15 protein-coding genes are annotated in these 12,524 nt (G+C 54.1%); all 15 read left to right on the top strand.

The features are described from left to right. Positions 1 to 15 precede the first annotated feature (15 nt). On the top strand, positions 16 to 672 hold the full coding sequence (locus ACTIDN_RS10500; RefSeq protein WP_441377007.1) for a head decoration protein: 657 nt from the start codon (positions 16 to 18) through the stop codon (positions 670 to 672). Positions 673 to 772: 100 nt separating this feature from the next. Next, positions 773 to 1,807, top strand: a complete 1,035-nt coding sequence (locus tag ACTIDN_RS10495; RefSeq protein ID WP_441377006.1) for a major capsid protein — start codon at positions 773 to 775, stop codon at positions 1,805 to 1,807. Positions 1,808 to 1,813: 6 nt separating this feature from the next. After that, on the top strand, positions 1,814 to 2,176 hold the full coding sequence (locus ACTIDN_RS10490) for a head-tail joining protein (protein WP_441377005.1): 363 nt from the start codon (positions 1,814 to 1,816) through the stop codon (positions 2,174 to 2,176). Further along, on the top strand, positions 2,173 to 2,694 hold the full coding sequence (locus ACTIDN_RS10485) for a hypothetical protein (protein ID WP_441377004.1): 522 nt from the start codon (positions 2,173 to 2,175) through the stop codon (positions 2,692 to 2,694). Before ACTIDN_RS10490 ends, ACTIDN_RS10485 begins: the two co-directional genes overlap by 4 nt. Positions 2,695 to 2,710: 16 nt before the next feature. Next, entirely contained in the window at positions 2,711 to 2,905 is a 195-nt protein-coding gene (locus ACTIDN_RS10480; protein WP_441377003.1) for a DUF2635 domain-containing protein, read from the top strand. Then, positions 2,902 to 4,383 (top strand): phage tail sheath subtilisin-like domain-containing protein, encoded by a 1,482-nt coding sequence (locus tag ACTIDN_RS10475; RefSeq protein ID WP_441377002.1) that lies wholly within the window; start codon positions 2,902 to 2,904, stop codon positions 4,381 to 4,383. The genes ACTIDN_RS10480 and ACTIDN_RS10475 overlap by 4 nt, the downstream gene beginning before the upstream one ends. Positions 4,384 to 4,399: 16 nt before the next feature. Continuing rightward, on the top strand, positions 4,400 to 4,777 hold the full coding sequence (locus tag ACTIDN_RS10470) for a phage tail tube protein (protein WP_441377001.1): 378 nt from the start codon (positions 4,400 to 4,402) through the stop codon (positions 4,775 to 4,777). Continuing rightward, positions 4,774 to 5,433: a phage tail assembly protein gene (locus ACTIDN_RS10465; protein ID WP_441377000.1), complete on the top strand. Its 660-nt coding sequence runs from the start codon at positions 4,774 to 4,776 to the stop codon at positions 5,431 to 5,433. The genes ACTIDN_RS10470 and ACTIDN_RS10465 overlap by 4 nt, the downstream gene beginning before the upstream one ends. A 120-nt stretch (positions 5,434 to 5,553) precedes the next feature. After that, positions 5,554 to 7,545: a phage tail tip lysozyme gene (locus tag ACTIDN_RS10460; protein WP_441376999.1), complete on the top strand. Its 1,992-nt coding sequence runs from the start codon at positions 5,554 to 5,556 to the stop codon at positions 7,543 to 7,545. A 2-nt stretch (positions 7,546 to 7,547) separates the two neighbouring features. Further along, positions 7,548 to 8,855 (top strand): DNA circularization protein, encoded by a 1,308-nt coding sequence (locus tag ACTIDN_RS10455; RefSeq protein WP_441376998.1) that lies wholly within the window; start codon positions 7,548 to 7,550, stop codon positions 8,853 to 8,855. Positions 8,856 to 8,870: 15 nt separating this feature from the next. After that, the gene (locus ACTIDN_RS10450) at positions 8,871 to 10,034 is read left to right on the top strand and encodes a phage baseplate assembly protein (RefSeq protein ID WP_441376997.1); all 1,164 of its coding nucleotides are present in this window, start codon (positions 8,871 to 8,873) and stop codon (positions 10,032 to 10,034) included. After that, positions 10,034 to 10,558, top strand: coding sequence for a phage baseplate assembly protein domain-containing protein (locus tag ACTIDN_RS10445; RefSeq protein WP_441376996.1), 525 nt, complete (start codon positions 10,034 to 10,036; stop codon positions 10,556 to 10,558). The genes ACTIDN_RS10450 and ACTIDN_RS10445 overlap by 1 nt, the downstream gene beginning before the upstream one ends. Before the next feature lie 3 nt (positions 10,559 to 10,561). Next, positions 10,562 to 11,059: a phage GP46 family protein gene (locus tag ACTIDN_RS10440; RefSeq protein WP_441376995.1), complete on the top strand. Its 498-nt coding sequence runs from the start codon at positions 10,562 to 10,564 to the stop codon at positions 11,057 to 11,059. After that, entirely contained in the window at positions 11,059 to 12,174 is a 1,116-nt protein-coding gene (locus ACTIDN_RS10435; RefSeq protein ID WP_441376994.1) for a baseplate J/gp47 family protein, read from the top strand. Before ACTIDN_RS10440 ends, ACTIDN_RS10435 begins: the two co-directional genes overlap by 1 nt. Position 12,175: 1 nt before the next feature. Next, on the top strand, positions 12,176 to 12,524 hold a 349-nt coding region (locus ACTIDN_RS10430; protein ID WP_441376993.1), incomplete at its 3' end, for a putative phage tail protein.

The raw sequence follows: 12,524 nt of genomic DNA, 5'->3' as shown, positions 1-12,524 counted from the left end.
GGAAAGACGACCCACATGGTCAGTCCTGTTCTAAACGAACATTTTTACACCGGCGCGTTCCTTGTCCGTGAAGCCAACGGCTATCTTTCACGCGACAAGGGCGAACTGGTGAACGAAACCTCAGCCGACGCCTCTTACGAGGGCGGGCTTGTGCTGAGCGATGCCAGCACTGTTGTGGCAGATTTTGTGGTGGGTGGCAGCAATACGGGAAATGGTACCGTTGGGGCCATCACTGTGGCCAATGGCACAAAACCTTCTAACTACACCGTGTTGTTTACAGACCCCACAAATTTTGCAGTATCCGCCCCAGACGGCTCAGCACTGGGCACAGGCACGGTAGGTGCGGCCCTTACTCTGGGTGGTCTTGGCTTTACCATTACGGCAGGCAGTACCGCTTTTGTCGAAGGTGATACATTCACCATTGTTGTCGTGCCGGGTGGCCCAAAGCAGTTTGTGCCTTACACTGGCGCCACTCCAGCCGCAGCCATTTTGTTTGACCGCACCTATGTTGGTGCTGAAACAGCCCAGCACGTTACCGTGGTGAGCCGTATGGCAGAAGTAAACGGCAGCGAACTGTGTTGGGATCCTGCCGTTACGACGTCAGAGAACGTAGTGGCCCTACAAGCGCAGGCGCTCAACAAACTAGCCGTTGCAGGTATTGTAGCCCGCTAAAGGCTCTACGCGCTCCTTTTTCTCTCATAATTATGCCCACCCAATTACCGGTGTCCCTACTTGGGGTTGCCGGTTTTTTGCGTGCGCTCAGGACTATCTTATGAGTATTTTAAATGTGTTCCGGAATGACGCATTTTCGAGCATCTCACTCACCAGTGCAGTTGATCGTGTGCCGTTCCAGCCTACCGGGATTGGTGACCTTGGCTTGTTTGAAGACCTGCCAATTCGCACTACAGCTTTGTCCGTAGAAAGCCGCGACCAAAAGCTTGTTATTATCCCAACAAGTGAGCGCGGTGCGCCTCCAACCGAGCGCCAGACAGAAAAACGCAAAGCCCGTTACTTTGAAGCACCGCGCCTTGCACATGGCGATACGGTGTATGCAACAGAACTCCAAAATATTCGTGAGTTTGGGCAAGAGTCTGTGCTCATGCAGGTGCAAGCTGAGGTATCCCGCCGCCTTTCTGGCCCAACAGGCCTTACCGCCAACATGGAATACACATGGGAGCTGCACCGCTTAGCAGCCGTACAGGGCCTACTGCTTGATGCCGATGGCTCCGTTCTGTTCGATTGGGCCAAAGAATTTCAAATTGACCGCCCCAAAGAAATTGGGTTCGCACTTGATGCCGCAGACCCGGTTTTGGGTAGCCTGCGCCGCCAATGCAACGTGATTGTGCGTAACATGATGCGTCAGGCGCAGGGGGCGTGGCTTCCAACAACCCGCGTTATGGCCATGTGCGGTGATGATTTTTGGGATGCTCTGATTACCCATAAAGACGTGCTCACTACGTACTTTAACTGGGAAGCAGCCAAAGAACTCCGCAAGGGCACCGCGTTTGAAGCCATGGATTTTGGCGGCATTAGCTGGTTCAACTATCGCGGCTCTAACGACAACAGCACCATTGCGGTAGCGACCGACAAGGTGAAGTTCTTCCCGCAAGGCGCACCGGGCGTTTTCCAGCGTGCTCTTGCACCAGGTGAGGCTGTACAGTGGGTCAATACGCCGGGCCTGCCCATCTACATCATTCCAATTTTCGACCGCGACCGTAATTTCTGGTGGCGTATGGAGGCCTACTCCTACCCGCTGCATATCTGCACACGTCCGGAAATTCTTATGTCTGGCCGCCTAGGTAAATAACCAGCCATGAGCATAGATTGGGCAAAGCTGGTGCTTGGGCCCAATCTCCAGATTTTCGGTGAAGATCCGGAGAGGGAAGGGGCCGTGCTGTGGCGCTCGGCCACCACAGGCCTATATCAACAAGTGCCTGCCATTTTTGATGAGGGGTACAAACCCCTTGCTACCCTAGATTACCCAGATGGGCTGATGCCAGCCAACATCACCACTGGTACACCGCATCTTGGCGTATCGTTATCCGACTTCCCACAAGACCCTCAACAGGGTGATATTATGCAGGTGCGGGGCAAAACCTACACCATCAGGGAAGTGCAGAAAGATAGCCACGGTGGGGCAGATATTTACCTTAACGTAACAGGAATGAGTGAATGACCCTTTATCGTGTTTTGCTTAAGCAGGCGGCACAAAAAGCCCTTCTATCGGCCAATACTTTTGCAGGCCAAAGCGTTATTGTTGATCGTAGTTTGCCTGCTACATCTGACAAATTACCAGCCATCATTCTCACCACTCCGCGTGATAGCGCTTCAAGCTCAGGCCGCAACCCTGAAGGCTTTTCGCGGGTAACAACTTTGGCTGTGCGCGGGCTTCTAACTGGCAATACGCCTGAAGAAGTCGGGCAAAAAATAGACCTGTTTGCAGAGCAAATCGAACTAGCTCTTATGCTAGATACTGCTTTGCAGAGCATGATAACGCAGGTTACCAGCCTAGAGACCGAGACCATGCTTAACAGCCAAACAGCAGAACATACGGGTGAAGTGCGTATGCTGCTTGGGCTGGAATACATGGAATATTACCCTGCCACAGGCACACCACTAACTGAATTGGTGGGAGATGTGCAGGCAAACGGCAATGCCGACTTTGCGCACTTTCAGGTGCCGCTTACCTCCTAACTGAGGCTTACCAACAATGTTTGTAAAACCTGCTTCGGGCCGTTCCGTCCGGTGGCCGGGTACCTTGCGCCTGCTCGAAGCAGACGGCGCAAACGTACCAGAAACAGATTTTTGGCTCCGCCGCCTTGCGCGCGGTGATGTCAAAAAAGATACGCCACCAGCACAGCCGGTTCCGGCCGCTACCACAGAGCCTGACGGAGCAAGCGCATGAGCAGCAGCATTAGTGTGCCTGGCTATTCCAGCAGCAACCGTGTGCCCGGTTTCTATCTAGCCCTCGATAACACTGGGGCCAACACTGCCAGCATGGCCCGACGTGTGCTGATTGTTGGCCAAATGTTGGCTACTGCACCTGCCAAGCCTGGTGTGCCGGAAATTTCTGGCGGCGTGATAGATGCTATCGCTAAATACGGCGTTGGCTCTCAGTGCTACATCATGCTGCGGGATTACCGCAGCATTGATAGCACGGGCGAGGTCTGGGTTCTGCCCCTTGCTGACGACGCCGAATCTAAGGCCGCAACTGGGAGCATCATGCTAACAGGCCCCGCTCAGGCTGCGGGTACGCTGCCTCTGTACATTGCTGACCAGCTTGTTCCGGTCGGTGTGTCTGTGGGCGATACAGCAACCGTCATTGCCACAAATATTGTGGCAGCAGCCAAAGCCATTCCCAGCCTGCCTGTAATCCTCAGTGCGGCTGAGGGCGCTGTGACAGTCACAGCCCGCAACAAGGGGTTGTGCGGTAACGACATCACCATGGGTGTGGCCCTGCTGAGCACAGCCGGGGGGCAGAGCGTCCCAACAGGGGTTTCCGTAGCGCTCGCACAACTGTCTGGGGGCACCCAGAACCCCACAACCTTGCAAACTGCTTTGGCCAGCCTTGGCTCTCGGGTCTATGACCTGATTGCTCACCCCTACACGGACACTGCCAGCCTGACCGCCTTTAAAAACCTGCTGGATAACAGCATGGGCCGGTGGTCTCCCATGCAGCAGCTTTATGGCCACCATATTACGGCGTTGCGGGCAGATTACGGTGCAGCCACCACGTTCGGACTGACCCAGAATGACCCGCACGGCACGGTTATGCCTATTTCAGACAGCCCAGCCTGTCCCATGTCGTGGGCAGCGCAGCTTGCGGCCGTTACGGCAGTTTCAATGCGCGAAAACCCAGCCCTTCCAGTACGCGGGCTGGCGCTAACGCTGCTACCGCCAACAGATGCAGGCCGCTTTGCGTTTGATGAGCGCAACAGTTTTCTGCATGATGGCCTAAGCACCTTTACGGTGAATGACAGCGGCACTGTTCTGACAGAACGCCTTGTCACCACCCATCAAGAAAATAGTGCCGGTGTGCCAGATGACAGCTATCTGGACATTGAAACCCTGCTGACAGCCCAAGTCTGTATGCAGGATATGCGGACCTATCTAGCCACGCGCTACGCCCGCACAGTTCTCGTGGCAGATGGCACCAAAATACCCGCAGGCGCACCTGCCACCACAGCCCAGCTCATCGGGGCCTCAGCCGTTGCACGGTACCGCTGGCAATGCACCCAGCTTTGGGCACAAAACCCGGACACTTTTGCCAAAAATATCGTGTGCGAAAACGCAGGCGGTGGGCAGGTACGGTTGCAGCTCCCGTATGATTTCTCAAACCAGCTCTGGGTTATCGCGGCAAATATCCGCTTTACCAAATCGTAAGGGATAGAACGAAACAATGAGTGTTTATCGTGGCCCCCTCGCGGGGTCTGCCTCCCTTACTATCAATGGTGAGGCATGGAACGTTGTGGGAGAGCTGCAATGGCAGCCCTCTGGCGATGTCAATGAAACCTTAAAAGGCCAGAGCACGGTTGAGGGCTTCCAGTCCATGCCGGGGCAAGGCTTTATTCAAGCCACATTGCGCGACCGGCGAGACCGCAAAGTCTCAGATTTTCAGGGCGCATCGGGGCTGGAGGTTATCGCCGTTCTGGCTAACGGCAAGGTCATTACTGCTGTTGATAGTTGGCAGGTTGAGCAGATCAACCTCAACACACAGGAAGGCACTTTCGAGCTGAAGGTGGAAAGCGCCACAGTCACGGAGGATACCGCATCGTGAATACCCTTTCAGATGCAGACGTACTCTCTGCGGTAGCCGCACCAGAAGATACCACTGAAAAAGAACCCGGTGTCTTCACACTTGAAAACGCAATTCCCGGCAAAGATGGCCAGACCTACACGGAACTGCGGCTGCGTGAGCCTGTTGTGTTTCATATTCTGCAAGCGGCAAAAGTCATAGGCAAACGGCCATCTCTGGAAAGCGTCTATGACAGCCAGATTGACATGGTATGCCGTATTTCTGGCTGGCCAAAAGTCGTTATTGACCAATTGCCAAGCCGAGTGCTCGACCAAGCCATCTCCTACCTCACCAGTTTTGAGGAAGAGGCCCGGCGCGGTGAGGATGAAGAGCCTGAGTGCCCAGATAGCTTTACACTGACTTTCACTCCCACAATTGACGCAGTAAACCAGTCTTTTCAGGAAATGTCCCTGCAAGAGCCGGTTGTGGCCCAGCGGCGTAGCTACAAAGCTACCGAGAGCAAAGGCAACTTTGCAGACTTCATACAGGCACAAATTAACCTGGTGGTGTCCGTTAGTGGCTGGCCGCTTGCTGCGGTGCTTAAAATGCCTATTAGCAAGTTCGCCAAAGCGTCCGACTACCTGACAGGTTTTTTTATTTCTGGCCGGGCAATTGGGAGCAGCTCCCCCCAGAGCTAATGGCCCATTTCTCCGGCATGAGCCTAACAGAAGCTGAGGGGCTAACCGGCACCCAGCTTCTGTTTTGGGTGGGCCAAGCCAACAGATTGACTGAACAGCAGCGTAAGCAGGCAAAAAACAATGGCAACAGCCGTTAAAGTAGAGCTGACCGCCATAGACCGCGCCAGTGCGGTATTTGATAAATTCAACGGCAAGTTGGCAGCATTGCAAGCGCCAATTCGTCATGCGAGCAAGTCGCTATCTAGGTTTTTTGCACTATCTGGCATTACTGGCATGCGCAAAGGCATGGCAGATTTATCCCGCGCAACGTTTGGGGCTTTTCAATCTGTTGGCCGCCTTGTGCCAGAAATGGGGGCCCTTACGGGGGCTGCGTCTATTGCTGGCGTATATCGTCTAGCCAGTGCATGGGCGCGGGTAGGCACAAACCTGCGCACCTCAGCCCGCAGCATGGGCATGAACCCCGGCAGGCTCATGGCGCTACAAAACGCGGCACGGCTATCTGGCGGCTCAGCAGATGCCATGTCGGGCGCACTCAGCCAGCTTTCTACCCAGAAATGGGAGGCCGTAAACAGTTTCGCGCCAGAGGCAGCAGCGCAGTTTCAGGCACTCGGCATCTCAATGGAGGAGGTTAAAAAGCTTTCTCCGGAACAACTCTTTGACCGCATTGCAAACAAAATACGGGGCATTAAAGACCCCGCCGCGCAAACCATTGCTGCCATGAAGCTTTTTGGTGATGCTGGTAAAGGGCTACTGCCAATATTCCAGCAGTCCGACAAAGAGTTTCAAAAAAACATCAAGCTGGCAGAATACTACGGTGCCATGAGCAAAAAAGGCGCGGATGCCGCAGACCGTCTGCGAAAAGCCCAAACCGAGCTCACTCTGGCCGCAGAAGGCTTTGGCTATAGTATGGCTGAGGCTGTAGAGCCTGCCATTACTCCAGTTGTGCACCAAATGGCGGAGTGGATTCGTGCTAACCGGGATTGGATATCGCAAGACATTGCAGGCAAAGTTAAACAGCTTGTGCAATGGTTAAAAGATGGCGGCTGGAAGACAATACGCGACGACATAGTCGGAGTTGGCAAAAAGATATCAGAAGTTGTTGATAGACTTGGCGGTTGGAAAAGCGCTGCAAAAGATGCTGCTATAGGCCTAATGGTTATTGGTGGGGCACCAGTAATCACCACTCTGCTCAATCTTACAGCATCTCTACTTGGCGTTGTTGGTGCTATGAAAACAATAGCTGGCTTAGGTGCTGGTGTTCAAACGGTCCTAGCTATGACCGCAGGTTATTACGCCAATAAAGGGCTAAACGCCATGGACCCCCAAGATAAAATGGGGGCGTGGGTAGATAAATATATTCCCGGCGCATCTTCTCTCGATAATGCTGCAAGCTATTTAGGCTTTGGCCGCTCTTATGAAGAGCAGAAAAGGGTGCAAGGTATTTTAGACCAAGCATCTGCAAGCCAAAAAAGTGCAGCCGTAGGTGCGCAAAAATTCTTCATGGGTAGTGGCTACACAGGCCAGCAAGCAGCTGGTTTGGTCGCAAACCTCATGCAGGAAAATCAAGAGTTTGACCCCGCCAAGGTGGGAGACCACGGCACCGCTTACGGCCTAGCCCAATGGCACAAAGACCGGCAAGACGACTTTAAGCGCGTTATGGGGCACGATATTCATGGTTCCAGTCGAGAAGATCAACTGCGGTTTATGAAGTGGGAGCTTGATAACCGCAGCTACCTTGGCGGTGATGGTATTAAACATGCCAACAATGCAGCGCAGGCTGCGGCCCTTGCTTCTGTCAATTTTTTCCGCCCCGGCCTAACGCCAAGCGACCAAATGGCAGAAATGAGAAACCGGGCCGGTATGGGTGCAGACTGGTATAGCGAATTCTCAAAAATGCCCGATAGCGCCCCACCCGCTGTTATACAACCGCCTGCGGGTAAAGGCGGCAGTAATAACCCCGGCAGCACCACAGACCGCCTACGGGTTGAAATCAGCCACGACAACGCTCCACCGGGGTCTTCGGTAAAAGTCATCTCTACCAGCCCCGGTATCAAAGTGGATTCCGTCACCCAACGCGCCATGGATCCTCTCAACACAGCAATAGGGAATTAACCATGTCTGGCGCGCTGAGTGCTCTATCCCGCGTGGCCGGGCAGTATCTGCAATGCTCGTTCAGGGCCATCCCGTTTGCAGTTATGGGCAGCGGTGGTGAGCACGGGCGCAAACAGGCCGTGCACCAATACCCGTACCGGGACGGTCTATACGTTGAAGATCTCGGCAGGCGGGGCCGCGCCTATCATGTGCGGGGGTTTGTAACTGGCCCTACAGCCAGTGCGCAGCGGGATCTTCTGGTTCAGGCGGCAGAGGCAGCCGGGGCAGGGTTGCTTATCCACCCCACACTCGGTGTCATTCGTGCGTCATGCATGAATTTCGCCTGGTCAGAGCCAGACGGCATCATGGGTCGCATTGATGTCTCTTTCGATTTTCTGGAAGAGACCGACCTTTTGGGCGGTATGCTCAAAATAGCGCTCGATGTCGCAGTGGCCGCGGCTGCTATCGTCGCACAAAGCACAGCCTCGAACAGCTTTATTGCCCGTATCACATCATCTCTGGCAGTGGGGCAGCCAGTTGTGCTGGCAACACGCGCTGTGGCGGCTGGGTGGGGCATGTACGGGCATCGCGCCTTGCACTCTCCCGTAGCCACTCAGGCGGCAATGAGCACATTGCCCGGTAATAACGGGCGCTACGTAGCTGGCAACAATGCGGCCACAGACCCGGATGCTACCGCAGGCACCGCCCTGCTTGGCGTAGTTAATGCCCGCACTAACATGGCAAGTGCCGTTTCAGCGCTCGCCCTAAGCACAGATCCCACCGCTTTGGCTGAAAATGCCCAGGCTGTAGCGGAGCTTGTGCGCACCAGTCTGAAAGACCCTGGCACCCAAATCGTGGCGTTATTGGCTCTGGCAGGGTTTTCTGTTCAGCCTGATAGTGCCACAGCCCCCATTGGAGCGGCCATTGCGACAGGGCAATCCGCCATGGCCGCCCTATGCCAGCACATGGCTTTAGCCTCTTTGGCTCTGGCGTGTGAAAGCTGGCAGCCCACATCCTCAAACGAGGCTGAAAGACTGCGTAGGCTTGTGGCTGATAAACTTGATACAGCAGCCACACAGGCGGCAGATGCCGGGCATACAGACATATGGCAGGCCTTACGCTCTTTGCGTTCGGCCCTCACTACAGAGCTTTCTGACCGTGCCAGCCAGCTACCCGAGCAGATAACCGTTACCCGTAATGAACCAGTGCCGGCATTGCTGTTGGCTCAGCAACTCTATGCTGACGGCACACGGTCAGATGACCTCATCAGGCGCGCTAACCCCATCCATCCAGCCTTCATGCCCACAAGCTTTGAGGCTCTTTCTGCATAAACAGGACCTCCCCTGATGAGCATTGTCAGTAACGCAGCCCAAGCTTTGGGCTACAGCAATACCGCAGCACTCGGGGCCACCATTGTTGTCGGTGGGTACAAAATCACAGGGTGGGAGCGCGTTTCTGTGCGCATGGGCATAGAAATAATGCCTGCCGGGGCTATGCTAGAAACATCGCAATGGCAACCGACATTGCCCGTAGGGGTCAATCAGTCACTCAAAATAAACGAGGGCGATGCGTGCTCAGTCATGCTCGGCACAGAAATAGTTTTAACAGGCTATGTGCAGACCATAACGGAAGAGATAGAGCCAGAAAGTCATCTGTTGCGCATTGTAGTTACCTCGAAATCTGTTGATGTAGTCGAGTGTTCTGCATTATTTTCTACGTACCAGATGAATAATACCACCGTGCTCGGCATCGCTCAGCAGGTATGTAAGGAATCTGGCATTAAAGTTGCTGCAACCGGCGGGGCAGGGGACACTAAAATTCAGCAGTTCTCCATCATTTTAACGGAAACAGCGTATGAGGTTATTGAGCGGGCTACCCGCCTCGCAGGATGTTTGTTTTACGACCAGCCGGACGGCTCTCTACTTCTAAGCCCTGTTGGCACAGGGCATTCCGGAACACTTGCACTTGGTAAAAATCTCGAGCGCATCAGTATTCTGCGTTCAATGGCTGGGCGTTTTTCAAAGGTGCAAGCCATTATTCAAAATATGGCGGTCCTCTTTTCTCCACCAGATGATGGAGACAAACAGGCTCAGCAAATGCAGGCTCAAACAGCGCCTGTGCAGGCCTCCGCTACAGACGCTGGTGTCAAACGTAACCGTACCCTGCTTATCCCGGTAGAAACTGGCGATCAGGATAATAAAGTCACGCGGCAGCGCGTGCAGTGGGAAGTCGCCCGCCGCTTTGGTCGCTCACAGGTTATAGAGGCTACCTGTAGCACTTGGCTAAACGATCAGGGCAATCTTCTACAACCCAATACGCTCATAACGGTATCAAACCCCAATGCAGGCTGGAAACGCGATTTACTGATTGCCGAAATAGAGTTTACGCAAGGCGAGCAGGGCACACGAGCCAACCTCATATTGATGCCCCCAGAGGCGTTTAAACCTCAACCCCTGATAGTGCCAATCGCACAAAATGAAGGGGTGGCCGCTGTAACGCGGAATAGCTAATGGCAAACCCCTTAACTCGCACGGCCCGCCGTGTCGCTATGGCCCTGGGTGTAGGCCGCACAACAGCCGATACAAACGAGACCCGATCAACAGCGACAGTGCAGGTGGTTCTGCCCGGCAATGAGTTGCTGGGGGAAGTGCCGCTCATTCAGCAGGTGGGGTTCCACAGCCGCCCGTTACCGGGTTCAGATATCGTCGTGCAGTTTCAGGCTGGTGACCGTCAGCGCAGCGTTGCTATTGCAACGGGAGATCAACGGTCCTACCCCAAAGACCTGCAACCCGGTGATGCATGTGTTTTTCATGTAAAAACAGGCGCAAGGGTCTGGGTGAAGGCAGATGGCAGTATAGCTGTTTCAGCCCCCGGCCCGCTGCATTTTAGCGCCACCGAGGCAGTGTTTGACTGCCCCATTACCTGCACAAAAGACATCACCGCCACAGGAGACGTCAAAGCAGGCACTATCAGCCTAACTCAGCACAGGCACCCCGTAGGTGCTGCACCCGGCACAACAGACGCCCCGGAATAAGTCATGGATATTGCACTAGCGTGGGATGTAACCCGCGCAGAAGGTGACTGGGTCATTAAAGATGGTGACCTGGCGCTTGATAGCTCTTTGCGTTCTGCGCTCCTTGTCAGCCTATTCACAGACCGTGTAGCGCCAGAAACATTGAGCGCTTTAGACACCGCAGTAGGCCTCTCAGCGGCAGCCGGGGCGACAGGTAGCGCGAATGAAGATAGGCGCGGCTGGTGGGCAGATGCATGGGCAGACAAGCCCATAGGCTCCCGCCTTTGGCAGCTCCAGCGTACCATTAAATCCGGGCAGGCCAGCCTACCGCGTGAGGTTGAGGCCATTTGTTACGAGGCGCTGCAATGGCTGGTTGATGACGGCGTAGCCCAGAGCGTGGTTGTTGCCGCTCAATTCAGCCCCACAAACAGGCAGGCCGTAGAATTTACAGTCACAGTGCAGGAACCAGGCCGTAATGCGCCGCAGGTGTTCTTGTTCTCGTGGGCATGGAAGGGGCTTTAATGCCATACGCACGGCCAACATTGACACAACTGCGCCAGCAAGCCCTTCAAGATGTGTTGGATGGCGGCATCACAAACGTCTCTGCTGTTCTGCGCTTTTCGGTAATTTCCGTCATCTGCTACGCGATGGCGGGTCTTGCGTACCTGCATTACGGCTATCTGGACTGGATAGCCAAACAGGCTGTGCCATGGACAGCAACTGATGAATATTTAGCTGGATGGGCAGCGTTCAAAGGAATTTACCGCAAAGATGCCACAGCGGCTTCTGGCGCGGTCTCTTTTGCGGCATCTGGAACAGCCACAATTCCTGCAGGAACAAGCATAGGTTTATCCGGGGGCCTTGCTGCAATTACAACCGGGGAAAGTTCTACATCCGATGGCATTTGTACAGCCACAGCACAATGCCTAACCGCCGGGGTAGCTGGCAATGTAAGCATGGGCAGCCTTGCCACGCTTTCAAGCCCGGTACCCGGTATTCAGGCCGTGGGGCAGGTATCAAATGCCTTTACTGGCGGGGCAGATATTGAGGCAGAGGAAGATTTTCGGGATCGTATGCTCGTTAAATGGCGGACTGACGACGATAACGGGAAAAAGCAGGAGTATATTGATTGGGCCTTAGCCGTTCCCGGTATTACCCGCGCATGGGTTGACCCGCTGGGGCAGGGGATCGGCACAGTTGTTGTGTATATCATGCTGGATAAATCCAACTCTGCAACCAACGGACTCCCAGTGGGGTCAAACGGTGCCAGCACTGGAGAGACACGCTATACCACAGCAACGGGGGACCAGCTTACTGTTGCAGACGCATTGCTATTACATCAGCCAGTTACGGCCCTTGTAATTGTCTGCGCGCCAGTGCCCCAACTAGTTGATTTCAGAATAACAGATCTCGGCACAAGTAACACCGCAGCAAATCAGGCTAATATTATAGAAGCACTGAGTGATATGTTTCGTCGGGTATCTGCTCCTGGCGGCATCATTCATCCTAACAATTGGCAAGAGGCTCTATCCTCACTTGGGCTGGAAACATTCAATGTTGCAGACCCTGCATCTCCTGTAGTGGGCATAAATTCTGGTGCAATACCAATGCTCGGAGCTATAACTTTCGAGAGTTAATATGCCGCCAGTTTTCACAACAGAAATGTTTCAGGCCGCCTTTTTGAAGTTGCTACCTAACGGAGCGATATGGCGAAAGTCAGAAGGTGGGGTAGCACATGCTTTGGGAAGGGTTTTTGGGAAAATATTTTCCAAAAACTCTGATCGTGCTTCAAATTTATTAATAGATGCCAATCCGTCATTTACCAAAGAATTGCTGCCGGAATGGGAGGAAACATTAGGCCTTCCAGACCCATGCGCCGGTGCAAGCCCAACATTGGAACAGCGCCGAGCGCAAGTTATGGCGCGGCTGACTGATAGCGGCGGATGCTCTGTAAATTACTTTATAGAGTTTGCCAAAAGCCTTGGTT

Origin of the sequence: Acetobacter sp. (genome assembly GCF_052102375.1) — a bacterium.
Taxonomy (GTDB): Bacteria; Pseudomonadota; Alphaproteobacteria; order Acetobacterales; family Acetobacteraceae; genus Acetobacter.
This window is presented reverse-complemented; position numbering and strand designations above follow the sequence as displayed.

Coding starts and splice junctions, on each gene's coding strand:
- ACTIDN_RS10495 (WP_441377006.1), top strand. CDS start 773: ATGAGTATTTTAAATGTGTTCCGGAATGACGCATTTTCGAGCATCTCA.
- ACTIDN_RS10460 (WP_441376999.1), top strand. CDS start 5,554: ATGGCAACAGCCGTTAAAGTAGAGCTGACCGCCATAGACCGCGCCAGT.
- ACTIDN_RS10475 (WP_441377002.1), top strand. CDS start 2,902: ATGAGCAGCAGCATTAGTGTGCCTGGCTATTCCAGCAGCAACCGTGTG.
- ACTIDN_RS10435 (WP_441376994.1), top strand. CDS start 11,059: ATGCCATACGCACGGCCAACATTGACACAACTGCGCCAGCAAGCCCTT.
- ACTIDN_RS10500 (WP_441377007.1), top strand. CDS start 16: ATGGTCAGTCCTGTTCTAAACGAACATTTTTACACCGGCGCGTTCCTT.
- ACTIDN_RS10455 (WP_441376998.1), top strand. CDS start 7,548: ATGTCTGGCGCGCTGAGTGCTCTATCCCGCGTGGCCGGGCAGTATCTG.
- ACTIDN_RS10470 (WP_441377001.1), top strand. CDS start 4,400: ATGAGTGTTTATCGTGGCCCCCTCGCGGGGTCTGCCTCCCTTACTATC.
- ACTIDN_RS10440 (WP_441376995.1), top strand. CDS start 10,562: ATGGATATTGCACTAGCGTGGGATGTAACCCGCGCAGAAGGTGACTGG.
- ACTIDN_RS10490 (WP_441377005.1), top strand. CDS start 1,814: ATGAGCATAGATTGGGCAAAGCTGGTGCTTGGGCCCAATCTCCAGATT.
- ACTIDN_RS10480 (WP_441377003.1), top strand. CDS start 2,711: ATGTTTGTAAAACCTGCTTCGGGCCGTTCCGTCCGGTGGCCGGGTACC.
- ACTIDN_RS10445 (WP_441376996.1), top strand. CDS start 10,034: ATGGCAAACCCCTTAACTCGCACGGCCCGCCGTGTCGCTATGGCCCTG.
- ACTIDN_RS10450 (WP_441376997.1), top strand. CDS start 8,871: ATGAGCATTGTCAGTAACGCAGCCCAAGCTTTGGGCTACAGCAATACC.
- ACTIDN_RS10485 (WP_441377004.1), top strand. CDS start 2,173: ATGACCCTTTATCGTGTTTTGCTTAAGCAGGCGGCACAAAAAGCCCTT.